We start from the raw sequence: 24,076 nt of genomic DNA on the forward strand, positions 1-24,076 counted from the left end.
AAAATACAAATGATCGCGCAACCAAATGCGCAATTCTGCGTTTCCCAAGGTTATTGCGACGCACAATCCGTGTGGCGGGCTATCGTACCTCTCCTTCGCCGATCAGCGCGAACGGGCCCCACATCGCAGGGTAAGCGTTGCGCGGCGACGAGGTGTCATCGACATACGTTAACATCGCGCGGCGCAAAGCTTCGGCACGACCGATTTTTGGTTCGTTTTTGAGCAGAGCGAAAGTCGACGTGGTCAAGCGCGTGGCAGCTTCCGAATCCACCGCCCAATGCGAGACCAGCAGAGCACGGGCGCCCGCATAGAAGAACGAGCGTGCCAGCCCCGACAGTGCCTCCGCACCGGGCTTGTCACCGGCAATGGTGTTGCAGGCCGACAGCACGACCCAATCCGCATTGAGCTTGAGCTGCGCGACCTCGCTCGCGGTCAGAAGGCCGTCGTCGATCTCGGACGGCTGATCGGGAATGGAGAGCGCAAGCGAGGGCTCGCCGAGGCCCTTGACGTCACCCGCGACGAGGCCGTGTGTCGCGAAGTAGATGATGCTGTATTGAGCAAGCGCTGCACGCTTGAGCGTCGTTTCGCTGGCATCGCGGCCGAGATGGATATCGACGTCACCCGCGCCGACATCCTTCGCCACCGCGTTGAGCTCGTCGGCGGTGTCAGGCAGTTGCGGCAGCGCTTTCGCAAGCTGCGCGCGATCGACACCGGCACCGCGCCAGAAGTCGCTGTAGGCGATCGTCGCGATATTGCGTGCGGCGACCTTGCCGCCTGCAGCACGACGATCGGCCGGCGCTTCCAGCGCCGGGTTGAACACCGGATCGCCAAAGCCGGTCATCGGCTTCAGGCCCTGATCCCGGCGCGCGAACGCGCGCAGCGATTTCAGGCTGATCACCGAGGGCAGCACCGAAACGGCCTGACGGCGGAGCAGCCAGGCTGCGCTGCGATAGCCTTCGAGCGTGTCGGGGATCGCAGCTTGCGGCGTCTCCGTGACGAGAAGATGAAACGGCAATGCAGTCAGCGCAGCCGACGGCACCACCAGCAGATTGCGCTTGTCCTTTGTCAGCGCCTCGACCGGGCCGAGCAGCGCAACATAGAGTTCGTTGGCGAGCGCGAGATCGAACAATCCGGATTTCCCGGAGGCGTCGCGGGCCTTGCCGACATCCAATCCCTTGCGGAACGCCGTGACCTTCTGCGTCAACGCGTCCGCACCGAGCGGAACCTCTTTCCAGTCGGCGCCCTCGCGCGTGATCGCGATGACGTAGCTCTTGTTGTCGACGACCGCATAGACCGTCATCGCCTCATCGGCCGACAGCAGCGGCTGGATGTCCTTCACCGCGAGCGGCAGCGGGTTGGACAGCGAGGCGTAATCGGGAAACTCGACGGCGAGCGTCTTTTGCAAGCCGGTACGCTCGTTTCCGATCGCCGCGATCCGCGCGCGGCTGCGCTGCTCGCCCGCGGCGTCGCGCTGCCCGGCCTGCTTGGACACCGCCGCGATGATGGCCTTGTCGAGCGCTTCGGCTTCGGCGCCGAGATCCTGGTCCCTGCGCACGAGCTCGGCGAGCCGGTCGCTGCCGGCGGCGAGCCGCACCGCGAGCTTGTTCACGGCCGATGCCGCCGAGGATTGCGTGCCGCGCTGGATCGCGGCCAGCGCCTTGTCGAGCGCCGTGTCGTCGGGCAGCAAATGCTGCTGCCGCGCGGAAAACAGGATCGGCAGCACGATACGCAACTGCGCGCGACCGCTGGCAAGGGTCTTGTCCGCCAGCGGCAGCGCATCGGCGGTGCGGCCGGAGACGTAGAGGAAATAGGCGAGATTGCCGGTCGAGGTCAGGGTGTCCGGATGGTCCGGCCCGAGCGCGCGTTCGCGGATCGCAAGCGCACGGCGGTACAGCGGCTCGGCATCGGCATAGCGCTTCTGGTGCTCGTAGAGGCCGGCGAGATTGTTCAGCGAGCGCGCGACGTCGGGATGATCGGGCCCCAACACCTTTTCGCGGATCGCGAGCGAGCGCTTGATCGGCGCCTCGGCATCGGCATCGCGGTTGAGGTCGCGATCGACCTGACCGATGTTATTCAGGACGGTAGCGACTGCGGGATGCTCGGGCCCGGCGGCCTTCTGGTAGATCGCAAGCGCCCGCTGGAACAGCGGCTCGGCATCGGCCGGGCGCTGCTGCTTGGCGTAGAGCGTGGCGATATTGTTGAGGGATTGACCGACATCGGGGTGCTCGCGCGGCAGCGCCTTCTCGCGCACGGCGAGCGCACGCTTGAACAGCGGCTCTGCCTCCGCGAAACGACCCTGCCGCTGATAGAGCGCGGCGAGATTGGTCAGCTCGGCCGCAACCAGGGCGTTGTCCAGGCCAAGCGATTTTTCCATGAGCGCGATCGCGCGCTTGTAGAGCGGCTCAGCCAGATCGTCCCGCCCCTGACCGGCATGGACCTGGCCAAGATTGTTCAACGCGCCGGAGAGATCGCGGCCGTTGTCCTTCTCCAGGCCGGCGACCATCGCCTGCGCGAGCGGCAGCGCTTCCGAATATTTTCCCGCACCGATAAGCGCGTTGAGCCGCGCGCTCTCCGCGGCGAGACCTTTCTGCGCAAGGCAGGGCATGGCAAGCGATGCGGTGATCGCGAGTGCCAACCCTGCAACCAGCATCAAATGACGGCGTGTCATGAACCCTCTCGCGGCCGACCTCGAACCATTACGGTGTTGGGTCGCCGCGGCGGGGGGCAGCGTTCAAAGGCTTGCGCGTTAGTCCACCTTCGTGCGCGCTTCGCCGGCGAGGCGAACCAGCATCTTGCGCAGGGCCGTCCCGTTGGTGACGCGCTCCGGGAAATCCAGCCGCAGCGCGGTCTGGCCGTCCTGCATGTCGAGGCCCTCGGGGTCGCAGCCGGTGCAGCGCCAGTCGCCGTCCGCCGCCCCGAGCAATCTGGTCGCATAGAGGTTCATGGCTTCGCGGTGGTCGGCATTCATATGCTCGACGGCGCCCTCCTCGGCCGCCAGCAGGTCCTCGGCGCCGTCGAGACCGGTCAGGAACTGCTCGGGCTTGAGATCGACGATCCGGCCGAAGCCGGCGACCAGATGGGTGCCCGTGGGCCGGATCAAGAAAAACGCGAAATCCTTAAATGAAACAAAGGCCTCTGCCGATGGATGGGCACTCAAATACCGCCGCTGGAGCAGATCCCTGTCCGCCCCGGCCGGTTCCGCCCGTCCCGACAGCATGGTCCGGGCGCCCTCCAGGGGATCGCCGGACGCGCGCTCGTCCAGCATCAGGGAGACCCTGTTGTCGGCGAGGATGTTCCTGGTGTGCACCGCCAGGCCCGAGATCAGCAGGATGGGCGAGCCGTCCGGGTGGCTCGCCACATTGACCAGGGAACAATAGGGATCGCCGGAGCCCGCCATCAATGTTGCGAGAGCGCCCTGCCGCGACCGCCTCAGCAGCGATTTGGCGAGCTTTGCGGGGTCGAAATCGGGGGTCGGTTGCATCGGCTTTCTCGGCTCAGGTGGTTGCAAGGAGGGGCTTTTTTCGGGTAAACGGGGCTCAGGTTATGGGTCGAAACGCGGCGAATCTGCCGTGTTTCGTGGAACTTGGTCACACTTCAGCCCAGCTTGCATTGCTCGGTGACAAGGTTCGAACGCCAACTTCGGCACCCATGTATGCGGCGCATCAGTGGATTGCTCGCCGTTTCAAGCCACGACCCAAACGGAAAGCAGAAAGCAGAGGCTCATGCCCACAATCGCTTTGGTCGACGACGACCGCAACATTCTCACATCCGTCTCGATCGCGCTGGAAGCCGAAGGCTACCGCATCATGACCTACACCGACGGCGCGTCCGCGCTTGACGGTTTCCGCACCACCCAGCCCGACCTCGCCATCCTCGACATCAAGATGCCGCGCATGGACGGCATGGAGACGCTGCGCCGCCTGCGCCAGAAGTCCGACCTGCCGGTGATCTTCCTGACCTCCAAGGACGAAGAGATCGACGAGCTGTTCGGCCTCAAGATGGGCGCCGACGATTTCATCCGCAAACCGTTCTCGCAGCGCCTACTGGTCGAACGCGTCAAGGCCGTGCTGCGCCGCTCGGCGCCGAAGGACCCGACCGTCGCGCCGAAGGAGAACGACGCCAAGGCGCTCGACCGCGGCCTGCTGCGCATGGACCCCGAACGCCATACCTGCACCTGGAAGAACGAACCGGTGACGCTGACCGTCACTGAATTCCTGATCCTGCAGGCGCTCGCGACCCGGCCCGGCGTGGTGAAGAGCCGCAACGCGCTGATGGACGCCGCCTATGACGACCAGGTCTATGTCGACGACCGCACCATCGACAGCCACATCAAGCGGCTGCGCAAGAAGTTCAAGGTGGTCGACAACGAGTTCGAGATGATCGAGACGCTGTACGGCGTCGGCTACCGCTTCAAGGAAGCCTGAAGGCGCTCACGCGCCTTGCACGAAACACCGAAAGCATCGCCGGTTCTGATTCCATCACGACCGGGATGGCTCCAAAGCGCGATCGGGACCGCGCTTTGGTTGATTGTTTGAGCATGATCCCTATCGGAAAACCGCTGCACACTTTTCCGGATCATGCTCTAGGATGCGAGGACCCTTCGCACGAGATGTCCTAACGCGGGCGTGAGCATTGCTTGACCGGACGCAGCCTGACGAGAACCAGAACGCCGCGGATATCCCGTCCGAGGGCGTTCCGGAGCACGTCGAGGACAAGCCTGCGCCACAGGGCTGGCGGCCGCTGAACTGGCTCAAGCGCGCCGGGCAGTTCTTCTTCGCGCTGTCCTTCTCGAGCCTGACCCGCCGCATCGTCTCGCTGAACCTCGCCGGCCTCGTCGCGCTGGTCGCCAGCATCCTCTATCTGTCGCAATTCCGCGCCGGCCTGATCGACGCGCGCGCGCAGAGCCTGCTGGTGCAGGCCGAGATCATCGCCGGCGCGATCGCGGCCTCCGCGACCGTGCAGACCAACGCCATCACCATCGATCCCGACCGGCTGCTCGACCTCAAGCCGGGCGAGACCTATGGCGGCTCGGACGACTATTCGCCGCTGGATTTCCCGATCAATCCGGAGCGCGTCGCGCCGGTGCTGCGCACGCTGATCTCGCCGACCAAGACGCGCGCCCGCATCTACGATCCGAACGGCAGCCTGCTGCTCGACAGCCGCAACCTCGAAAACGTGCTGCGCTTCCCGCTGCCGCCGGTGTCCGCCGAGAAGCCCGGCGTGGTCGAGCGCGGCATGGTCGCGGTGCGCACCTGGCTGAACCGCGGCGACCTGCCGCTCTATCGCGAGCTCGGCCCCGAGAACGGCAACGGCTATGCGGAAGTCGGCGACGCGCTGCAGGGCCAGAAGCGCTCGATGGTGCGGGTCAATGCGCGCGGCGAGGTGATCGTCTCCGTGGCCGTGCCCGTGCTGCGCTCGCGCGCCATCCACGGCGCGCTGATGCTGTCGACCCAGGGCGACGACATCGACCAGATGGTCACCGCCGAGCGCCTCGCCATCCTGAAAGTCGGCGGCGTCGCCGCCGCTGTCATGATCATGCTGTCGCTGCTGCTGGCCAGCACGATCGCCGGCCCCGTGCGCCGGCTCGCCGACAGCGCCGAGCGCGTCCGCCGCCGCATCAAGACCCGCGTCGAGATCCCCGACTTCACCCGCCGCCGCGACGAGATCGGCCATCTCTCCGGCGCGCTGCGCGACATGACCAGCGCACTCTACAGCCGCATCGAGGCGATCGAGATGTTCGCCGCCGACGTCGCGCATGAACTGAAGAACCCGCTGACCTCGCTGCGTTCCGCGGTCGAGACGCTGCCGCTGGCGCGCAACGAGAACAGCCGCGCCCGCTTGCTCGAGGTGATCGAGCACGACGTCAAGCGGCTCGACCGCCTGATCTCCGACATCTCCGACGCCAGCCGCCTCGACGCCGAGCTGCAGCGCCAGGACGCGATTCCCGTCGCCCTGCGCCGCCTGCTGACGACGCTCGTCTCCGTCGCCAACGAAACCAAGCTCGGCCATGATGTCGCGGTCGAAACGCGCTTCGAGGGCCGCAGCCCGACCGACAGTTTCGCCGTGACCGGGCACGATTCACGGCTCGGACAGGTCGTCTCCAACCTGCTCTCCAACGCGCAATCGTTCTCGGAGCCCGGCAGCAAGGTGCGCCTCACCTGCCGCCGCGTCCGCGGCGAGATCGAGATCGTGGTCGACGACGACGGCCCCGGCATTCGCGATGACGCGCTGGAGCGCATCTTCGAGCGCTTCTACACCGATCGCCCGCATCAGGGCTTTGGCCAGAACTCCGGCCTCGGTCTGTCGATCTCCAAGCAGATCGTCGACGCCCATGGCGGGCGGATCTGGGCGGAGAATCGCGCAGGCCCGCCGGACGAGGCGGGCGTGCCGACGGTTGCCGGCGCGCGCTTCGTGGTGCGGCTGCCGGCGCTATGAGCCAAGGCCGCTCGAACGAAGGCGCGCCCAGCGTGCACGCCTCCGCGGTGAAAGTCGGCAATCTGGCAGTGCTGATCCGCGGTCCCTCGGGCTCCGGCAAATCGCGCCTTGCCTTCGATTTGATCATGGCCGGACGCGCGGGCATCGTCGAAAGGGCCGTTCTGGTCGGCGACGACCGTGTCCATCTGGCGACAGTCGGCGATGAAATTGAAGTCCGCCCTGCCCGCATGCTGGCCGGCCTGATCGAGATCCGCGGTCTCGGAATCCGCCGCTGCGACTTCGTGGAGCATGCGACCGTCGGTCTCGTGGTCGATCTGGACGCCGCGGACGCAGAACGGCTTCCTTCGGCCGAATCGCTGAAAACGAGCATTTTCGGTGTCGAAATACCGCGAATTCCCGTCGGCCGCGACTATTCGCCCCTCCCTTTGGTTGTCGCGGCCTTGACCACTACCAAGAGTTAACCTCCTCCTAACCCTTCAGGCAATTGTTTGAAGGGAAATGGTAACCATATGAACCCCACTATCGCGACCGAATAGACCGGCGCAGCTCCCCTCATCCATCCGTCTAGTTTCAGGGAGATACGCAACATCCCCTCTTGCGCGGGGGCTCTGGATGGTCAAAGTGGCGCGTTCGTGCGGTGCACCAAAAGCGCCCGCGAGGAGTTTTCCGATGATTGGTCTAGTACTTGTGACCCACGGGCGCCTTGCCGATGAATTCAAGGCAGCGCTTGAACATGTCATGGGCCCACAAAAGCAAATCGAAGCGATCACGATCGGCGCCGAAGATGATTCCGATCTCTGCCGAAGCGACATCATCGAAGCGGTTAACCGCGTCGATTCCGGCGACGGCGTTGCGATCCTCACCGACATGTTCGGCGGCACGCCGTCCAACCTTGCGATCTCCTGCATGAGCCGGCCCAAGGTCGAAGTGCTCGCGGGCATCAATCTTCCCATGCTGGTGAAGCTCGCCAAGGTGCGCGAGGAGCGTCCGCTGCCGGACGCGATCGCGATGGCCCAGGAAGCAGGCCGCAAATACGTCACCATCGCCAGCCGCGTGCTCGCCGGCAAATGAGCGACGACGCGCCTCAAGCCGGGACCGGCGTGCCCGCGGGCGCGATCTCCAAGGAGCTCCTGATCATCAACAAGCGCGGCCTGCATGCGCGCGCCTCGGCGAAATTCGTCCAGGCGGTCGAGCGCTTCAACGCGCAAGTGTGGGTGACGCGCGCCGGCGAGACCGTCGGCGGGACCTCGATCATGGGCCTGATGATGCTGGCTGCCGGACCGGGCACGACGATCACGGTCGCCGCTTCTGGTGAAGAAGCGGAAGCAGCGCTCGCGGCGATCACCGAGCTCGTTGAGAGCAAGTTCAACGAGGAAGGCATCTGAGCCAAACGCTCGGTGCCGTAGGGTGGGCAAAGCGAAGCGTGCCCACCATCTCTTGCGATTACTGAAAGTGCGTGGGCACGGCGCGTCGCGCCTTTGCCCACCCTGGGACTCGTTGTCATTCCGGGATGGTGCGAAGCACCAGACCCGGAATCTCGAGATTCTCAGGTGCGCAATTGCGCACCGTAGTTCGATGCTGCGCATCGCCCCGGAATGACCTTCGGTCACTTCGCCGGCGGCGCGATGTAGATATTCCAGCTCATCGCCGGGCCGGCCTTGCCGTGGGTGAAGCGGCGCGTGGTCATGACGATGCGTTCGGCGTTCGGCGCTGTCTCCGACACCCATTTCTCGAATGCCGGCAGGCGGCCGTCGGTCGGATCGAACACGCCGATGAAGCCGTATTTCTTCGCATCCTCGCGCGAGGTCAGGCCGGAATCCCAGGCCTCCAGCGGCAGCAGCGCGGCCGGATGATCCGGGCTGTAGAACACCAGCGGCTGGATCTGCTCCATCGTGCCGGCCACGACGGCCCAGCGCGAGCCGAAGCGGGTGTGCCAGGCCTGCGTCAATTCGCGCGCGAGCTCCGAGCGCGCACCATAGATCTGTGCGTTGCCGGCATTGGCCGCCATCTCGCGCGCGGCGATCCAGGGCGAGGCGGCGAGCGTCGCGACGCTGAGCACGAGCCAGATCGCGGCGATGTTGAACAGCACCGCGCTCTGCACCCGCAGCGTCGGGATCGCGACCAGCGCCAGGGGCACCAGGAAGAACAGCGAGATGCCCCAATCGGTCTTCATGTAGATACTGAAGGCCAATGCACCGACCGGCGGGCCGACCGCGACGATGATCTGCACGATCCAGACGTTCAGCGCCTGCGAGAGGTTGACGCCGGGATTGGCGCCGCGCGCCCAGGCCCGCTTGACGATGCGCCATGGCGCGCGCAGCAGCAGTTTGAGCCACGGCGGTACCAGCGCCATCGCGAGCGCGGCCAGCGCCACCGGCAAAGCCAGCAGCGCGAAATTATGCAGGACATAGCCGCCCACGAGCTGATGCAGCAGACGGTCGTCATGCAGGCTGTAGGTGTCGCCGGCATAGGTCAGCGGCACAAAATGCGCGTCCGCTAGCCAGACGATGTGCGGGATCATCGCCACGACCATCGTCGCGATCGCAACCCATGGCGCCGGCGAGAGCAGGAACCTCATCCGCTGCGGATGCAGCAGCGCGGCAAGGCCGATGGCGCCGATCATGGTCAGCACCCAGTATTTGGTCATCAGCGCCAGCGCGCCGGCAAGCCCCAGCCCGATGCCGGACTGCCAGCTTCGCTTCTCGAAGGCGTTGAGATAGGCCAGCACCAGCAGCGGCAGCGTGACGAGCTGGAGCAGGTCGGCGTTGTACTTGAACCCCTTGAAATTGAAGATCGGATAGAGCGCGATCATCACCACGATCAGGAACGCGCGCCGCGCATCCACCACGCGCAAGGCCACCAGCCAGCAGATCACCATGCCGGTGCCGACAGTCGCCATCGCCAGCGCGTAGGTCGCCCAGTCCGTCGCCGGGAACGCCATGAACCAGAGACCGGCGACCCAGCCCGACAGCGGCGGGTGCTTGCCGTAGCCCCACAGGAATTTCTGCCCCCAGCCCCAGGCTTCTGCGACGTCCATGTGAACGTCCTGCGCCGCCTTCAAATTGATCAGGATGAAGGTCCAGAGCACCGCATGCAGGATGGCGAGCTGGATCACCAGCCACAGGCGCGCCTCGGGCCGGGTTGCACAGGCAACCAGCCAGGCCCGGAAACGGTTGTAACCCAGGCGGGTCTTCGCCCGCGCTCTGGCGGAGGGGATCGAGGTGGTCGACATGGCCCGCTTGCTAGCGCGTTTTGGGCCCGCGTGGAATCAGCTTGGCGTGAAGAAAGGCCCTGAAAATACAGCAATATGGTTGCCGCACGGGGATGTGAGTGGTATCCCGCGCCCATGACGACCGCCCCCATTTCCAACATCCGCAATTTCTCCATCGTCGCCCATATCGACCATGGCAAATCGACGCTGGCCGACCGTCTGATCCAGATGACCGGCGGCCTCTCCGACCGCGAAATGGCGGGCAAGGAGCAGGTGCTCGATTCCATGGACATCGAGCGCGAACGCGGCATCACGATCAAGGCGCAGACGGTGCGCCTCGCCTACCGCGCCAAGGACGGCAAGGATTACGTGTTCAACCTGATGGACACGCCCGGCCACGTCGACTTCGCCTACGAAGTGTCGCGGTCGCTGGCGGCGTGCGAGGGTTCCCTGCTGGTGGTCGACGCCAGCCAGGGCGTCGAGGCGCAGACGCTCGCCAACGTCTACCAGGCGCTCGACAACAATCACGAGATCGTTCCGGTCCTGAACAAGGTCGACCTGCCCGCGGCCGAGCCCGAGAAGGTCAAGCAGCAGATCGAGGACGTCATCGGCATCGACGCCTCCGACGCGGTGATGATCTCGGCCAAGACCGGCCTCGGCATCCCGGACGTGCTGGAAGCCATCGTCACCCGCCTGCCGCCGCCGAAGGGCGATCGCGACGCGACGCTGAAAGCGCTGCTGGTCGACAGCTGGTACGACGTCTATCTCGGCGTCGTCGTTCTCATTCGCGTCGTCGACGGCGTCATGAAGAAGGGCAGCCGCGTTCGCATGATGGGCACGGGCGCCGCCTACGACGTCGAGCGCGTCGGCTTCTTCACGCCGAAGATGCAGCAGGTCGACGAGCTCGGCCCCGGCGAGATCGGCTTCATCACCGCCGCGATCAAGGAAGTCGCCGACACCCGCGTCGGCGATACCATCACCGACGACAGGAAGCCGGTCACGGAGATGCTGCCGGGCTTCAAGCCCGCGATCCCCGTGGTGTTCTGCGGCCTGTTCCCGGTCGATGCCGACGACTTCGAGACGCTGCGCGCCGCAATGGGCAAGCTGCGCCTCAACGACGCCAGCTTCTCCTTCGAGATGGAAACCTCCGCAGCCCTCGGCTTCGGCTTCCGCTGCGGCTTCCTCGGCCTGTTGCATCTCGAGATCATCCAGGAGCGACTGTCGCGCGAGTTCGACCTGAACCTGATCGCGACCGCGCCGAGCGTCATCTACAAGATGAAGCTCAACGACGGCTCCGAGATCGAGATCCACAATCCCGTCGACATGCCCGACGTCGTCAAGATCGCCGAGATCGAGGAGCCCTGGATCGAGGCGACGATCATGACGCCCGACGAATATCTCGGCAGCGTGCTGAAGCTGTGCCAGGACCGCCGCGGCTCCCAGAAGGAGCTCACTTACGTCGGCTCCCGCGCCATGGTGAAATACGACCTGCCGCTCAACGAGGTCGTGTTCGACTTCTACGACCGCCTGAAGTCAGTCTCCAAGGGCTATGCCTCGTTCGACTATCATCTCACCGACTACAAGCCGGCCGACCTCGTCAAGATGCAGATCCTGGTCAATGCCGAGCCGGTCGACGCGCTCTCGATGCTGGTCCATCGCACCCGCGCGGAAGGCCGCGGCCGCGCCATGGTCGAGAAGATGAAGGAGCTGATCCCGCCGCACATGTTCCAGATCCCGATCCAGGCGGCGATCGGCGGCAAGGTGATCGCGCGCGAAACGGTGCGCGCGCTGCGCAAGGACGTCACCGCCAAGTGCTACGGCGGCGACATCACGCGTAAGCGCAAGCTTCTGGAGAAGCAGAAGGAAGGCAAGAAGAAGATGCGGCAGTTCGGCAAGGTCGACATCCCGCAGGAAGCCTTCATTGCCGCGCTGAAGGTGGATAGCTGAGGCGGGGGCTTCTGGCCTGGCGCAGACGTGGATGGCCGGGTCGAGCCCGGCCATGACGGCGAAGGCTCTTGCGACCCGCCGAACAAAAACTCGAAAACAACCCCATGCACAGTAGACCGGGCGCTGTCCGGATTGATGTTTTTGATTTTCGGAATTCGATTTGCTCCGTCGGGCAAAACAGGGGCATAATGCGATCATGGCGGCGTTCGGCAGATCGTCATTCCGCGACCAAGACCTTGATCATCGCGGCCGAATAGATCTCGCTCACGGCAGAGTGGCAAATCGCGCATAGCAGGTCACCTTGCCCTTCACCGGCAGATGGGCCACCATCCCCACTGCGCACCACCAACAAAACCAAAAGCGCGAGGAAACGCATGAGCAAGCCGTCTGGCTTCGACTATGGCTGGGTCATTGTCGCCGCGGGTGCGCTGATGACGTGTGTCGGGTTCGGCACGATGCTGTCGCTGGCGGTGTTCCTGCAGCCGATCTCGGAAGCGATGGGATGGTCGCGCGCCGGCGTGTCGGCGGCGGCGACGCTGGATTTCCTCTGCATGGGATTTGCCGCGTTCCTGTGGGGCACGCTGTCGGACCGCTTCGGCACGCGCATCGTGGTTCTCGCGGGAAGCGTTCTGCTGGGGCTCGGTCTCGTCACCGCGAGCCAGGCGACGAGCCTGTGGCAATTCCAGTTGTTATTCGGCGTGCTGATCGGCATTGCCGCCGGTAGCTTCTACGCACCGATGATGGCGCTCGCGAGCGCGTGGATCGAGAAGAACCGAAGCCTTGCGGTGGCGCTGGTCTCCGCCGGTATGGGCGTGTCGCCGGTGACGATCGCGCCGACCGCGAGCTGGCTGATCACGGCCTATGACTGGCGCACCGCGATGCTGGTGATCGGCTGTGCGGCGTGGGCACTGCTGATCCCGGCCTGCTTCCTGGTGCGGCCCGCTCCTCGCACGGCGGACGGCGCGACCTCAGATGCCGCGCCAGCAGTCGAGCTGACTGCCGCGCAGGCGCTGCGCACGCCGCAATTCATCGCACTCGCCGCGGCCCATTTCGCCTGCTGCGCCGCGCATTCCGGCCCGATCTTTCACATGGTGTCCTATGCGATGGTGTGCGGCATCGCCCCGCTCACGGCGGTGACGGTCTACAGCGTCGCCGGCGTCTCCGGGCTCGGCGGACGCCTGCTGCTGGGCACGCTGGCCGATCGCATCGGCGCAAAACCCGTGCTGGTCGGCGGCCTCTTCGTGCAGGCGATGTGCATCGCGACCTATCTCGCGGTGGCCCAGCTCGGCGAATTCTACGCGCTCTCCGTCGTGTTCGGCCTCGCCTATGGCGGCGTGATGCCGCTCTATGCCGTGCTGGTCCGCGAATTCTTCGGGGCGCGCATCATGGGCACCGTGTTCGGCGCAGTGTCGGCCTTTGCCAGCCTCGGCATGGCGCTCGGCCCGTGGGCCGGCGGGCTCGTGTTCGACAGCTTCCAGCAATACACCTGGCTGCACGTCGGCTCCTTCGCGATCGGGCTCGCCGCCGTCGCGGTGGCGCTGAGCTTCCCGACCAGACGCAAGGAGTCACTCGACCTTGGCCGCGCCGCGGCGTGACGAGGCAACGCTTGAACAGGCAGCAAAGGTTTTCGGCGGGGCCGACAGTCCCCCCGGGGCTTTCTTTGCCGCTCTGAGACCCGCCTTCGCTCTTCGAGCAACGGCGGACGAACTCCGTATCCGGCCAGGTAGTTCTAAACGTCTCTGATAGGGGCTCCAAAAGTGGCGGACCTTGAACTCGAACGAATAGTCGACAAATTACCGGCTGGCTTCGCTGATTTGGAGGCGGATGCGATGGCGGATGGCCATCGGCAAATGACCCGCCTGGCCGCTGAGCTAACAGAGACCCCCGGCATTTTTCATGCAGCATACGCCTGTTATCTCGGCGGCAGACTCGCGGGCATCGGCGCGATGACCGACGAACCTGCACCGACAGGGCAACCGACCTGGAGAATGCGACGGTTCTACGTGCATCGCGATTTCAGACGGCGCAATGCTGCCTACGCCATTGCCATGGCGCTGTTGCAGGACGCGGCAGGGAGGGTTTCGACCATGACTGTACATGCAGGCAACCAGGCCGCAGCGCAGTTTTGGGAGGCGATTGGATTTAGCCGCGTTACCGGCCTGACCTGGTCCCACCAAAGAACGATGCTCGAAACGACTGCTCGCAGATGAGGTCGACAGCAGGTCCGGGTTAGCGGTCACGGGCGTGCCCATCTCCTACTGCCAGAATCTGTCACTGCCCTGCGCTAGGTCTTCTTTCAGTGCACCCAATCACAGAAAGGAAGACCATGAATACCCAAAGCAGCGGCAAGGCACTGCAGATCGCCAGGACCTATGTCGAGGCCATCGCGCGCAAGGACGTCGATACGATCATCTCGGTCGCGGCTGACGACATCGTCTGCACGTCGCCGCGCGGGCGGATTGTCGGCACCGGGACGTTTCGCGCGTTTCACGGCGGGTTCGCCCGGATGCTTCGGAACGTGACGATTCTCGCCATCCACGGCGACGACGAGCAAGCTGTCGTCATCTACAACGCCGAGACCCATCCGGTTGCGAACGCCATCTGCGCGGAGTTGCTCACGATGAGGAATGGCAAGATCGCATCGACCGAGGTGATCTACGACGCGACGCCGTTCGCTGCCTTCGCGGCGACGGTCCAGCCGCACTAAGGCGCGATCGGCTATGAAGCGGATTCAATATCACCGGTATGGCGGCCCGGAAACGATGAAGCTCGAAGCCTTCGAGCCGAGGGCTCCGGAGACGGGCGAGATCGCAGTGAAGGTCAAATTCGCCGCGATCAATCCCATCGATTGGAAGGTGCGCAATGGCTATCTGAAGATGATGACCGGAAAGAAATTTCCGCGCGCCATGGGCAGCGATTTCTCGGGCATCGTGACCGCCGTCGGCGCGGGGGTCACGCGCTTCAGGGCTGGCGATCCCGTGTTCGGCATGGCGCAGATAAGGGACGGCGGCGCACTCGGCGAAGCCGTCGTCGCTCCCGAGACCTTCGTCGCCAGGAAGCCGGATTCGGTCTCGTTCGAGGACGCGGCGTGCCTGGCCACGCCGGGGGTGACCGCGTGGAACGGCCTCGTGGACAAGGCCGCTCTCAAGCCCGGCCGACAGGTGTTCGTCAACGGCTGCACCGGCGCCGTCGGCGAGGTTACGGTACAGCTCGCAAGGATGTTGGGGGCAACCGTTGCCGGGGCCTGCGGCGCACAGGCGATGCAGCGGGCCCGCGACCTGGGTGTCGAGCCGCTCTTCGATTATCGGACCACCGACCTGTCGAAGATCCGCGAACGGTTCGACGTCGTCTACGACACGGCAGGGACGATGACGGTTGCGGCCGGACTTGGCTTGCTGCGTCCGGGCGGCGTGTATCTCGACATCAATCCAACGCCGGCCAAATTCATCCGCGCGGTCTTCAACCGCAGGCTGAAGGCGATCATCTGCAGCGCGCGGGCCGATATCCTCGACGGCCTTGCCAGTGCCGCGGGCAATGGCAAGCTGCGCTTGCCGATCGCGGCGATCGTGCCGCTGAACGATGCGATCCCGCTGATCACGGCGCTCGAAACGGGGCGCAGGCTCGCCGGCAAGGCCCTGGTCGCGATGTGAGAGGCGTCTCGAAATCGAGCAGCGAATTGCTGCCAGTTTCTGGCAGGATCGGTGCTAGGCTTGCAGCATGTCCAAGAGCCAGCGGCTATTCGACCTCATGCAGATCCTGCGGCGACACCGTCGTCCGGTGTCGGGCAGCAATCTTGCCGCCGAGGCGGGCGTCTCGCTGCGCACGATCTATCGCGACATCGCCGATTTGCAGGCACTGGGCGCGCAGATCGAGGGCGAGCCGGGCTTCGGCTACGTCCTGCAGCCCGGCTTTCTGCTGCCGCCGCTGATGTTCTCCGAGCAAGAAATCCAGGCGCTGGCGCTCGGTGCGCAATGGGTGTCCCGCCAGACCGACGAAGAGTTCGCGCTGGCAGCGCGTGATGCGCTCGCGAAAATCGGTGCCGTCCTGCCGCCGGAGCTGCGACACAGGATCGACGACAATGCGTTTCATGTCGCACGCCGGCCCAAGCGGCCCGAAACCGTCGATCTCCGCATCGTGCGCCAGGCGATGCGCGACCAGCACAAGCTGTCCATCGTGTATCGCGATCCGAAAGGCGTGAAGACGACCCGCACGATATGGCCGATCGGCGTCGCCTTCTTCGATTCCCAACGTATCCTCGCCGGCTGGTGTGAAATGAGGCAGGACTTTCGCTCCTTCCGGGCGGACCGGATCGAGAAGCTGCGGCTCAAGACGGAACGCTATCCCGGCCGCCGGCGCGACCTCGTCAAGCAATGGCGCGCCCAGGTTGACGCGGATCGCCGCAAGGCTGCGGACTGACCGGACACCGAGCGCGGCCGCCGCGTAACTGGCGATCGAGCCGAACGCCGCACCTGCTTCCAGCGGCGGTATCCCGGCGCTGCACCGGTGACCGCCTCGCCTCCAAACCCAAACGCGATATTGGCGTTGGCCGTCATTTTCCCTAGGATCGGCCCTGCACCGTCATTCACGTGCATTATTTCAAGCATCAATCATTCAATGCAACGGAGTTATTTCATGGTCCGTTCAATCATCACGCGTCGCAGACTACTCGGCGGCCTCGGCGCTGCGGCGGGCTCGGCCTCGGCATTGGCGTCGGGCGCATTCATCGGTCCGGCCCGCGCGCAATCGGCACAGAAGACCTATGTGCTCGTTCCCGGCGCGTATTACGGCGCCTGGTCCTGGCATCGCGTCACGGAGCGCCTGCAGAAGCAGGGACATCGCGTCTTTGCGCTGACGCTGACGGGCCTGGCGGAACGCTCGCACCTCCTGAACAAGGACATCACGCTCGACACGCACATTGCCGACATCGCCAATCTCGTCGAATGGGAAGACCTGACCGACATCTGCCTCGTTGCCCATTCCTATGGCGGATGTCCGGCATCGGGCGCGCTCGAGCGCATCGGAAGCCGGGTGTCGTCCATCGTCTGGGTCGACGCCATCAAGCCCGCGGACGGACAGGCGTTTCGAGACCTGGTCCCCTTCCCGCTCGAAGAGGGTGCGATCAGCCGGCCCGCACCGAAAGCGCTGCCACCGACGGCCTTCAACGACCCGAAGGACGTTGCCTGGGTGTTGTCGAAGGTCACCCCGCATCCGGTCGGCACGTTCCTGCAACCGGTCAAGCTGACGGGCGCCCGCGAAAAGGTCGCCAGGAAGACCTACATCCGCTTGCCGAAATTCCAGCTGGCTGCGATGGACAAGGCGGCGGCGGAGTGCAAGGCGGACAGCTCCTGGACCGTGCTCGAAAACACGACGTCCGGCCACTCGGTCATGATCGCCGAGCCGGACTGGCTAACGGACGTGCTGACGAAAGCGGCGTGATCGCCGCACCTTTAGGCTCGGATGGGTTGAGCGCTTGCGAAACCCATCCCCTGACCGATCAAGGACCGTGACATGAGGCGGCGCGAATTCCTGACCGGGATCGTCGCAGCGGGGACTTTGCCCTAACCACGCTGTCACGCGCCCTTGGGCACGCGCAGGCAACGCGACTCTCGGCTGGAGACCATTGATGTCCCGTCCCGATCTCGCGATCCGGCTTCGTGCAGGCGGTGTCCGGCTGCGCGGCGCGCTTGCTGCCAATGTCGTGCGCGGGCTCGTGTTGGCGCTGCTCACCTGCATCACCTGGTCCATGGCCGAAGGCGAGACCGCCAAGCTCAGGGTGGCGACCAGGATCGTGCCTCCCATGGTCATCGAGAAAAACGGAGCTTTGAGCGGCTTCAGCATCGAGCTCTGGAACAGCATCAGCAGCCGGCTGAACCGCGAGACCGAATACCTCGTCATGTCGGATGTCGGCGAATTGCTCGATGCCGTCGAGAGCGACCGGGCGGATCTCGCCATTGCAGCCGTCTCGATCACGTCCGACCGCGAGAACAGGTTCGATTTTTCTCAGCCGATCATGAATTCGGGCCTGCAGATCCTGATTCGCGGCACCGCGCCCCATGTCGAGCCGAACCCGCTGCACGAGCTGATGCGACTGTTCTTCTCCCGCACGCTTCTGATCTGGCTCGGCATTGCTTTGCTGCTGATCCTCATTCCGGCGCATCTGATGTTCCTGGTGGAACGGCACCATCAAGATGGAATCATTCCGAGCACGAAATATTTTCCGGGAATCTTCCATGCGATGTTCTGGGCCGCAGGCACGCTGGCGACGCAGGCGGATCAAATGCCGCGGCACTGGATGGCACGGATCGTGGCGGTGCTCTGGATGTTCACGGGCGTCGTTTTCGTGGCGTTCTACACGGCGCAGCTGACGGCGTCACTGACGGTGCAGCAGATCAGGGGACCGATCAACGATCCGCGCGATCTCGTCGGAAAGCCCGTCGGAACGACACGGGGAAGCACGGCGGCAGCCTACCTGCACGAGGCCAGGGCCGAAGTCATCGAGTTCGAGAATGTCGACAACCTCTACAATGCGCTGCTGGACCGGGAGGTGGACGCCGTCGTGTTCGATGCGCCCGCCCTGCATTACTACGAGACCCACGACGGCAGAGGATTGGCGCGGATCGTCGGCACCACCTTCCACAAGGAAGACTACGGCATCGTGTTTCCGACCGGCAGCCCCTTGCGCAAGCATGTCAACGAAGCGCTGCTGGCGCTGCGTGAGAACGACACCTACCAGAGGATCTACGAAGAATGGTTCGGCAAGCGCTGAGCGCCCGTTCTCATGTCGCCGGCCGGAGCCGCCAGGGCTTGAACCCGCGGGGCGATCGAACAGACTAATCGCGGGAGATGGCCAGATTTTTCGGAGAACTGCTGTTCGAGCTCGCCAGGTCCCTCATCGGGGGCCTGCTCGAACGGGCCGTGCTGAAGGCAGGCGCGTGGCTGGATGCCAGGGTGCCCGGCCGCAGGACGCGGATCGTCGCGGGGCTTCTGCTCGGGGTCGCCGCCTATTTCCTGATTCCTGTTTTGGCCGGGCTGCTGGGATTGTGATGCCCTCCTTGAAAATGATCCTCGTCATCGCATTGGCCATCGGGGCGCTGATCTCGTCGGCGCTCCTCGTGCTGGAATCGCCGACCGGCTACGCGCTCCTGTCACTGGAATGGCCCGGCATCACCGCGGCGTATTTCTTCTGGGGAGCGACAGGCGGCTCCGCCTTGCTGGGCGTCGCGATTGCGTGGGTCGTGAATGCGCTCGCCTATGCTCTCGGGGCTTTCATCGTCATCAGTGCCTTCAAGGCTCTGAGCACCTGAGACACCGCGGACTTCAGCGCGCGGGATGGGTTGAACCGATCCCGCGCGCTACACGCTCACGACTTCTTCGCTTCCACGTACCGTGCAAAACTGTCGAGGATCGCCTGCCAGCCGCCCTGCTGCTGCTCGACCGAATGCGTCGGCTCGCTGTCGAAGACGACGCGGACGAGGACGCCCTTCGGGCCGGGCACGAACTCGACCTCGGCCTTGCGCTCGCCGAACGCATATTCGATCAGCTTGTGCTCGACGATCGTCGTGTAGGTGCCGGCGAAGTCGAAGCCCATGCTGCCGTCCTTGGCCTCCATGCGGGACGAGAAGAGGCCGCCTTCCCGCAGGTCCACCGTCGCCTTGGTCGTATGCCAGTCGTCCGACGCGGCGTTCCACTTCACGATGTCGGCTGGCGTCGTATAGGCACGCCAGACCTGATCGATCGGGGCTGCGACGCTGGTTTCGACGGTGATCCTCATCGGTATTGCTCCAGTTCGATTATGACGGCTCGAGGTGACATCGATTCACCTGTGGGGGATCCATGCACCGATCGTTCGGGACATGTCCACCCAAGGACGATCGAGACCCGTCGATACCGACATGGTCGAACCGTCAATGCGACAAAAAAGTGGGGCTATGGGGGAGCGTGCGCCACCTGCCCGCCGTCAGGGCGTCAGCAGACCTTCTGGAAGCGCGCGCGCCACCGCGGGGCCTTGACTGGCGGCAGCACGTAGCTTTTGCCTTCGGCCGAGACAATCAGGGGCTGCCCGGACCCCATGAGGTCCAGAACGCGGTTTTCCAGCGCGCGCCATTTGTCCTCGGCAAGCTCGGGGTGCCCGAGATCCGCCTGGTTGAACACCGAGGTGTCCGGCGGGAAGGACTCGGGGCCGGCGTATGTGAAGCCGGCGAAATCCATCTGTGTCTTGCCGTTGCCGATCGTGATCGAGGCCTCGGTGTGCTCCTGTTTCGGCGCGTCCCCCGGATAGACCGCGTCCAGCTCGAAATGCGTACCGCAGCCGATGCGGAAGACCGTCTTGCCATGCGGGTCGGAAAAGGCGAGCCACGGCCGATCCTGGCGGTCCATCTCGAACGTCCAGGCGCCGCTCCACATGTCCTTCGACGGGCCGCCGGCCGCCGTTGCCGCAGACAATCCGAGCCACGTCAGGGCGACGACAATTTTGAGCAATCCTGCATGCTTCGTCATGGCCCCCTCAACGCAATCCGCGATGATCCCTCAACGAAAGACCTGCTCAGATCGGCCTCGTCTTGCCGCGAATGGCCATCGATCGCTTCATGACCTGCTGGGCATCGGCGTAGCGGCCCTGATCCCTGTAGAGTCCGGCGAGGTTATCCAGAACGCCGGCGAGATCCGGATGATTGGGACCGAGGGTTTTCTCGAAAGTGGCCGCCGACCGCTTGAACAGCCGCTCGGCCTCGGCGTTACGCCCCTGACGCGCATAGAGGGCAGCCAGATTGTTGAGCGCCTGTGCGATGTCGGCGTGATCGGGACCGAACGCCTTCTCCGTCACGACCATCGACCGCTTCAGCAGCCGTTCGGCATCGGCATAGCGATGCAGATTGATGTAGGTATCGGCCAAATTGTTCATCAGCACGGTGGCTTCGGGATCGTCCGGGCCGAGCGCTTTCCGCAGCACGGCGAGTCCCCGCTTGAACAGCAGTTCGGCCTGATCGTACCGGCCCTGGCTGCTGTAGACGGCGCCGAGATTGCTCAACGGCAAGACGATTGACGGATCGTTGGGGCCGATCGTCTTCTCGTCGATGGCGATCGATCGCTTCAGCAGCGGCTCGGCTTCCGCGTAACGCTCCTCGGCGCGGTAGAGATCGCCCAGATTGTTCAGGACCATGGCGACTTCCGCATGATCCGGACCGAGCGTCTTCTCCCTGATGACCAGCGCGCGCTTGTACAGCGGCTCCGCCACGGCATACTGGCCGAGATTGTAGTGGATCGTGCCGAGGTCGTTCAGCGGCATCGCGACATTGGCATCGTCGGGGCCGAACTCCTTCTCGCGAAGGGCGAGCGCCTTCTGGGCGAGCGGCAGCGCTTCGGTGTATTTTCCGGCCCGATAGAGCTCCTTCATCTGGCGGGTGGCGACGCCGGCCTCATCGTCCTGCGCGAAGGACGCGCCGGGCGACAGGCTCAGGGCGAGCGCGGTGACCGCAACACAGATCGATGCTTTCAGGGCTTTCATCGCGCGCTCCTTCGCCGCGGGGACTTCCGCGACGTTGGTGCTCCCGGAAGCCGGGCAGGTTCAATGCAGCCACCGGCCGGTCGCTGGATCGACAAGGCCATCAGCGATGACGCTCAAAGAGCCGTCAAATCGTCATTGCCCGAGCTGTTGCAGCACGGCGGACCACAGCGCGAGCGGCTCCCTGAGGGCGCCCGGCTCGGACGGCTTCTGGCGAACGGCGGTGTGCACCATGACGAGCTTGGAGGCCGGATCGACCAGGATGACCTGGCCGCGGATGCCGAACAGGGCAAACCGGCGCTGCTCGCCGGGGAGGAGCCAGACCTGATAGCCGTAGCCGAAAAACGGCGTGGCCACGCGCGGTGCGAGATAACCATCGTCCGGCCTGACAGTCGTGGCATCCAGCAGCCATTGCCGGGGGATCAGCTGGCGCCCTTCCCAGCGGCCGTCATGGGCGAGCAAGCGGGCAAAGCGCGCATAGTCGCGCAAGGTCGCGTTGAAGCAGCAGAACGCAATCTCCTGCCCGGTGCCGTCGATCGCCCATGAGGCATCCGCTTCGGTGCCGATGGCATTCCAGATCCGGTCGTGGAGATAATCGGCCACGGGCGTGCCGGTGGCCGCGCGCAGGACCAGGCCGAGGATCTCGGTTTCCACGCTCGCATAGTGCCATTTGGTGCCGGCCGGCGCGGTGCGGGTGTTGAACTGCGCGACGACGGCGGCGGGATCCCTGGGCTCGTCGACGAACAGGGCGCGCCCGAGCCTGGCGATGTCATCCTGCCCGTCATAGACCTCCGAGAACGCGACGCCCGAGGACATGTTCAGCAGGGCCCGGATCGATGTGTTTCCATACTCCGTTCCTGCAAGGCCGGAGACGTAGGTCGAGACGGGGTCGTCGATCGACTTGATCCGCCCCTCCGACACCGCGACCCCGACCAGCATGCCGACGAGCGTCTTGGCCATGGACTGCGACAGGAAGCGGTCGCGGTCGGTCCGCGCATATTGATAGTGCTCGTACAGGATGGTGTCGTCCCGGGCGATCAGAAGCCCCGTCACCGGATTGCGCTTGAGGTAGTCCGCGATGGTCAGCTGCTCGGTACCGAAACTGTAGGCGATCTGCGGCTCCGGGGCGCGCTTGAATTGCCAGGGCGTCGTCGCGCGAACGACCGGGCGCGACGGATAGATCTCGCCGAAATGGGTGTAGACGCCGACGAGCTTGTCGAGCTGGGTAGCGGTCCCGCGCGTGCCGACCGGATAACCCGCGGCCGCGCCATAGAGCTCGGCATCGGGACCGCTGTCCGAGAAGACCGGGCCTACTGCGCCGGAGGATCTCTGGATGTCCTCGGCGCATGCCAGAGGCGACCAGACCGCGGCGAGAATGACAGGCAATACAAGCCTGCGGCAATTGCGTGGCCTACGGAGTGCTTCCCTGTTCATTGGACTTGCCTCCCCACACGCTCTCTGCGGGTGCGCGTACGAGAACAAACCCGCAGGCCGGCGACGAGGCGCATGCTATCACTGCGCCTGGACGGAGTCAGCATGTGCCCCCGCCGGCATGGCCATCACAGAATCGCGAAATCGGCCGCGGTCTCAGCGTGAATCGCGGTCGTGTCGAATGTCTCGACCGACGTATCGTCCGCGCCGACCAGCATCGTGATCTCGGTACAGCCGAGGATGATGCACTCGGCACCGCCTGCGACGAGCGCGGCCATCACCTCCTGGTAGCGGCGGCGCGATGGAGCGGTGACGTTTCCGAGGCACAGCTCGTCGTAGATGATGCGATTCACGTCGGCGCGCGCGTCTGCGTAAGGCACCAGGACGTCGAGGTCGTGGGCGCGCAGCCGGTCGATGTAGAAGTCTTCCTCCATCGTGAATTTGGTGCCGAGCAGCCCGACGCGCCGGTAGCCTTTGGACCGGATGCGCTCCGCCGTGGCGTCGCCGATATGGATGAAGGGAATGGTCAGCTTCGCCACGATCTCGGGCGCCAGCTTGTGCATCGTGTTGGTGCACAGCACGATCGCCCGCGCGCCGGCGCCTTCAAGGCGCTGCGCGACCTCAGCAAGGCTTGCCGCCGCCTCGTCCCAGCGGCCGGCATATTGCATCTCCTTGATGCACTGAAAGTCGTAGGAATACATCAGCAGCGGGGCCGAATGCAGCTTGCCCATGCGGTCGCGGACGCGCTCGTTGATGAGCTTGTAATAGAGCGCGGTGCTCTCCCAGCTCATGCCTCCGATCAGGCCAATGGTTCGCATCCCGACATCTCCCAGAACTCGCTCCAGGGATCGTAGAGGAAGCCGCGGAAACTTGCCACGAGGCGATTTGCCCGCGAGCACGATCGACGGGCCCGCACCCGACGGCCTTGGCAACGGGCAGCGCGACGAATAGTCTGGTCGCGTTTGCACCCAATGGACGTTTGTCTTTTTGTTTTCATCAATCTGAGGGAGATCTCGATGAAGCTCGCTCATGTGTTGTCGTCGATTGCGTTGGTCGCGACCGTCGCGATGGGTCCTGTCGTTCTCGCACAGGAGCCCCCAAAGCTGAAATTGACTCCGCTGCAGAAGGAGCCGCTGACGGGGCAGCCGGACAAGGAAGTCATCGCCGTGATCGTCGAGTGGCCGCCGGGATCCGGCACCGGGCTCCATACGCATCCCGGCGACGAATACACGACTGTCCTCGAAGGCGAAGTCGTCGGTCGAAAGGAAGGCGGTGAAGCCAAGACCTATGCGGCGGGCCAGTCCTACCACAATGAACCCGGCGTGGTTCACGAAGCGAACAACAAGGGTACCGGCACCGCGAAAACCTTCAACGTCTTCGTGGTCGAGAAGGGAAAGCCGGTCTCCGAGCCCGTGAAGCGCTAGCTGGTTCCACGCCGCGACGGCTGCAAATCCGAGCCGCAAGCCTTTTGCGGCGCGCGGCGACAAGAGGATCATTGTCACGGGCCCGACGCACCGGCAAACTAGGCTCAACGGCTCGCGAGCCAAGGACGG

Annotated in this window: 23 protein-coding genes and 1 pseudogene; 16 read left to right on the forward strand and 8 right to left on the reverse strand. The window is 64.7% G+C overall.

What is annotated here, in order from left to right:
• Positions 1–79: 79 nt before the first annotated feature.
• Both JQ617_RS34095 and JQ617_RS34100 read right to left on the reverse strand, forming a co-directional pair.
• A complete protein-coding gene (locus JQ617_RS34095; protein WP_212030200.1) occupies positions 80–2,668 on the reverse strand; it encodes a CHAT domain-containing tetratricopeptide repeat protein in 2,589 nt (862 codons plus the stop codon).
• Positions 2,669–2,746: 78 nt separating this feature from the next.
• Positions 2,747–3,481: a HugZ family pyridoxamine 5'-phosphate oxidase gene (locus JQ617_RS34100; RefSeq protein ID WP_212030201.1), complete on the reverse strand. Its 735-nt coding sequence runs from the start codon at positions 3,479–3,481 to the stop codon at positions 2,747–2,749.
• A 241-nt stretch (positions 3,482–3,722) separates the two neighbouring features.
• Between JQ617_RS34100 and JQ617_RS34105 the strand changes: the two genes are divergently transcribed.
• The 5 genes and pseudogenes from JQ617_RS34105 to JQ617_RS34125 all read left to right on the forward strand — a co-directional run bounded on the left by JQ617_RS34105 (position 3,723) and on the right by JQ617_RS34125 (position 7,820).
• Positions 3,723–4,424 carry a response regulator transcription factor gene (locus JQ617_RS34105; protein ID WP_008542552.1) on the forward strand — a complete coding sequence of 234 codons (702 nt, stop codon included), beginning with the start codon at positions 3,723–3,725 and terminating at the stop codon, positions 4,422–4,424.
• 208 nt (positions 4,425–4,632) lie between these two features.
• On the forward strand, positions 4,633–6,435 hold the full coding sequence (locus JQ617_RS34110; RefSeq protein WP_212030202.1) for a sensor histidine kinase: 1,803 nt from the start codon (positions 4,633–4,635) through the stop codon (positions 6,433–6,435).
• Positions 6,432–6,971: pseudogene (locus tag JQ617_RS34115) on the forward strand (HPr kinase/phosphorylase). Before JQ617_RS34110 ends, JQ617_RS34115 begins: the two are co-directional and overlap by 4 nt.
• A gap of 133 nt (positions 6,972–7,104) precedes the next feature.
• Positions 7,105–7,506, forward strand: a complete 402-nt coding sequence (locus JQ617_RS34120; RefSeq protein WP_007597752.1) for a PTS sugar transporter subunit IIA — start codon at positions 7,105–7,107, stop codon at positions 7,504–7,506.
• Entirely contained in the window at positions 7,503–7,820 is a 318-nt protein-coding gene (locus tag JQ617_RS34125; RefSeq protein ID WP_145667261.1) for an HPr family phosphocarrier protein, read from the forward strand. The genes JQ617_RS34120 and JQ617_RS34125 overlap by 4 nt, the downstream gene beginning before the upstream one ends.
• 221 nt (positions 7,821–8,041) lie before the next feature.
• On the opposite strand, the gene JQ617_RS34130 is transcribed toward JQ617_RS34125, so the two are convergent.
• On the reverse strand, positions 8,042–9,667 hold the full coding sequence (locus JQ617_RS34130; protein ID WP_212030204.1) for a glycosyltransferase family 39 protein: 1,626 nt from the start codon (positions 9,665–9,667) through the stop codon (positions 8,042–8,044).
• Between the two features lie 114 nt (positions 9,668–9,781).
• On the opposite strand from JQ617_RS34130, the gene lepA reads away from it, so the two are divergent.
• From lepA to JQ617_RS34180, 10 genes are all read left to right on the forward strand, one after another.
• On the forward strand, positions 9,782–11,593 hold the full coding sequence (lepA, locus tag JQ617_RS34135; protein WP_063693129.1) for a translation elongation factor 4: 1,812 nt from the start codon (positions 9,782–9,784) through the stop codon (positions 11,591–11,593).
• Positions 11,594–11,967: 374 nt separating this feature from the next.
• Positions 11,968–13,188, forward strand: coding sequence for an MFS transporter (locus tag JQ617_RS34140; protein ID WP_212030205.1), 1,221 nt, complete (start codon positions 11,968–11,970; stop codon positions 13,186–13,188).
• Between the two features lie 162 nt (positions 13,189–13,350).
• The gene (locus JQ617_RS34145) at positions 13,351–13,803 is read left to right on the forward strand and encodes a GNAT family N-acetyltransferase (RefSeq protein WP_212030206.1); all 453 of its coding nucleotides are present in this window, start codon (positions 13,351–13,353) and stop codon (positions 13,801–13,803) included.
• 116 nt (positions 13,804–13,919) lie between these two features.
• Complete coding sequence (locus JQ617_RS34150) at positions 13,920–14,300, forward strand: nuclear transport factor 2 family protein (protein ID WP_212030207.1); 381 nt, start codon at positions 13,920–13,922, stop codon at positions 14,298–14,300.
• 13 nt (positions 14,301–14,313) lie between these two features.
• Positions 14,314–15,243, forward strand: a complete 930-nt coding sequence (locus tag JQ617_RS34155) for an NAD(P)-dependent alcohol dehydrogenase (RefSeq protein ID WP_212030208.1) — start codon at positions 14,314–14,316, stop codon at positions 15,241–15,243.
• 67 nt (positions 15,244–15,310) lie between these two features.
• Positions 15,311–16,009, forward strand: coding sequence for a helix-turn-helix transcriptional regulator (locus tag JQ617_RS34160; RefSeq protein ID WP_212030209.1), 699 nt, complete (start codon positions 15,311–15,313; stop codon positions 16,007–16,009).
• A gap of 216 nt (positions 16,010–16,225) precedes the next feature.
• Positions 16,226–17,029 (forward strand): alpha/beta fold hydrolase, encoded by an 804-nt coding sequence (locus JQ617_RS34165; protein WP_212030210.1) that lies wholly within the window; start codon positions 16,226–16,228, stop codon positions 17,027–17,029.
• Between the two features lie 187 nt (positions 17,030–17,216).
• Positions 17,217–18,359 carry a transporter substrate-binding domain-containing protein gene (locus tag JQ617_RS34170; RefSeq protein ID WP_212030211.1) on the forward strand — a complete coding sequence of 381 codons (1,143 nt, stop codon included), beginning with the start codon at positions 17,217–17,219 and terminating at the stop codon, positions 18,357–18,359.
• Positions 18,360–18,436: 77 nt separating this feature from the next.
• Complete coding sequence (locus tag JQ617_RS34175) at positions 18,437–18,637, forward strand: hypothetical protein (RefSeq protein WP_212030212.1); 201 nt, start codon at positions 18,437–18,439, stop codon at positions 18,635–18,637.
• Positions 18,637–18,897 (forward strand): hypothetical protein, encoded by a 261-nt coding sequence (locus tag JQ617_RS34180; protein ID WP_212030213.1) that lies wholly within the window; start codon positions 18,637–18,639, stop codon positions 18,895–18,897. Before JQ617_RS34175 ends, JQ617_RS34180 begins: the two co-directional genes overlap by 1 nt.
• Before the next feature lie 56 nt (positions 18,898–18,953).
• On the opposite strand, the gene JQ617_RS34185 is transcribed toward JQ617_RS34180, so the two are convergent.
• The 5 genes from JQ617_RS34185 to JQ617_RS34205 all read right to left on the reverse strand — a co-directional run bounded on the left by JQ617_RS34185 (position 18,954) and on the right by JQ617_RS34205 (position 23,341).
• Positions 18,954–19,364: an SRPBCC family protein gene (locus JQ617_RS34185; protein ID WP_063693112.1), complete on the reverse strand. Its 411-nt coding sequence runs from the start codon at positions 19,362–19,364 to the stop codon at positions 18,954–18,956.
• Between the two features lie 194 nt (positions 19,365–19,558).
• Positions 19,559–20,089: a hypothetical protein gene (locus tag JQ617_RS34190; protein WP_212030214.1), complete on the reverse strand. Its 531-nt coding sequence runs from the start codon at positions 20,087–20,089 to the stop codon at positions 19,559–19,561.
• A gap of 46 nt (positions 20,090–20,135) precedes the next feature.
• Entirely contained in the window at positions 20,136–21,095 is a 960-nt protein-coding gene (locus JQ617_RS34195) for a tetratricopeptide repeat protein (RefSeq protein ID WP_212030215.1), read from the reverse strand.
• Positions 21,096–21,227: 132 nt separating this feature from the next.
• Positions 21,228–22,478 (reverse strand): serine hydrolase domain-containing protein, encoded by a 1,251-nt coding sequence (locus JQ617_RS34200; protein WP_249157764.1) that lies wholly within the window; start codon positions 22,476–22,478, stop codon positions 21,228–21,230.
• A gap of 173 nt (positions 22,479–22,651) precedes the next feature.
• Positions 22,652–23,341, reverse strand: coding sequence for an aspartate/glutamate racemase family protein (locus JQ617_RS34205; protein ID WP_212030217.1), 690 nt, complete (start codon positions 23,339–23,341; stop codon positions 22,652–22,654).
• Between the two features lie 198 nt (positions 23,342–23,539).
• On the opposite strand from JQ617_RS34205, the gene JQ617_RS34210 reads away from it, so the two are divergent.
• Positions 23,540–23,947 (forward strand): cupin domain-containing protein, encoded by a 408-nt coding sequence (locus JQ617_RS34210; RefSeq protein WP_212030218.1) that lies wholly within the window; start codon positions 23,540–23,542, stop codon positions 23,945–23,947.
• The last annotated feature ends 129 nt before the right edge of the window (positions 23,948–24,076 follow it).

Source organism: Bradyrhizobium sp. KB893862 SZCCT0404 (genome assembly GCF_018130885.1).
GTDB lineage: Bacteria > Pseudomonadota > Alphaproteobacteria > Rhizobiales > Xanthobacteraceae > Bradyrhizobium > Bradyrhizobium stylosanthis.

Bases quoted from the DNA above. Each gene is read 5' to 3' on its own strand.
- JQ617_RS34180 (WP_212030213.1), top strand. From the start codon at position 18,637: ATGCCCTCCTTGAAAATGATCCTCGTCATCGCATTGGCCATCGGGGCG.
- lepA (WP_063693129.1), top strand. From the start codon at position 9,782: ATGACGACCGCCCCCATTTCCAACATCCGCAATTTCTCCATCGTCGCC.
- JQ617_RS34190 (WP_212030214.1), bottom strand. From the start codon at position 20,089: ATGACGAAGCATGCAGGATTGCTCAAAATTGTCGTCGCCCTGACGTGG.
- JQ617_RS34165 (WP_212030210.1), top strand. From the start codon at position 16,226: ATGGTCCGTTCAATCATCACGCGTCGCAGACTACTCGGCGGCCTCGGC.
- JQ617_RS34205 (WP_212030217.1), bottom strand. From the start codon at position 23,341: ATGCGAACCATTGGCCTGATCGGAGGCATGAGCTGGGAGAGCACCGCG.
- JQ617_RS34105 (WP_008542552.1), top strand. From the start codon at position 3,723: ATGCCCACAATCGCTTTGGTCGACGACGACCGCAACATTCTCACATCC.
- JQ617_RS34210 (WP_212030218.1), top strand. From the start codon at position 23,540: ATGAAGCTCGCTCATGTGTTGTCGTCGATTGCGTTGGTCGCGACCGTC.
- JQ617_RS34100 (WP_212030201.1), bottom strand. From the start codon at position 3,481: ATGCAACCGACCCCCGATTTCGACCCCGCAAAGCTCGCCAAATCGCTG.
- JQ617_RS34125 (WP_145667261.1), top strand. From the start codon at position 7,503: ATGAGCGACGACGCGCCTCAAGCCGGGACCGGCGTGCCCGCGGGCGCG.
- JQ617_RS34155 (WP_212030208.1), top strand. From the start codon at position 14,314: ATGAAGCGGATTCAATATCACCGGTATGGCGGCCCGGAAACGATGAAG.
- JQ617_RS34195 (WP_212030215.1), bottom strand. From the start codon at position 21,095: ATGAAAGCCCTGAAAGCATCGATCTGTGTTGCGGTCACCGCGCTCGCC.
- JQ617_RS34160 (WP_212030209.1), top strand. From the start codon at position 15,311: ATGTCCAAGAGCCAGCGGCTATTCGACCTCATGCAGATCCTGCGGCGA.
- JQ617_RS34140 (WP_212030205.1), top strand. From the start codon at position 11,968: ATGAGCAAGCCGTCTGGCTTCGACTATGGCTGGGTCATTGTCGCCGCG.
- JQ617_RS34120 (WP_007597752.1), top strand. From the start codon at position 7,105: ATGATTGGTCTAGTACTTGTGACCCACGGGCGCCTTGCCGATGAATTC.
- JQ617_RS34175 (WP_212030212.1), top strand. From the start codon at position 18,437: ATGGCCAGATTTTTCGGAGAACTGCTGTTCGAGCTCGCCAGGTCCCTC.
- JQ617_RS34170 (WP_212030211.1), top strand. From the start codon at position 17,217: ATGTCCCGTCCCGATCTCGCGATCCGGCTTCGTGCAGGCGGTGTCCGG.
- JQ617_RS34130 (WP_212030204.1), bottom strand. From the start codon at position 9,667: ATGTCGACCACCTCGATCCCCTCCGCCAGAGCGCGGGCGAAGACCCGC.
- JQ617_RS34095 (WP_212030200.1), bottom strand. From the start codon at position 2,668: ATGACACGCCGTCATTTGATGCTGGTTGCAGGGTTGGCACTCGCGATC.
- JQ617_RS34150 (WP_212030207.1), top strand. From the start codon at position 13,920: ATGAATACCCAAAGCAGCGGCAAGGCACTGCAGATCGCCAGGACCTAT.
- JQ617_RS34185 (WP_063693112.1), bottom strand. From the start codon at position 19,364: ATGAGGATCACCGTCGAAACCAGCGTCGCAGCCCCGATCGATCAGGTC.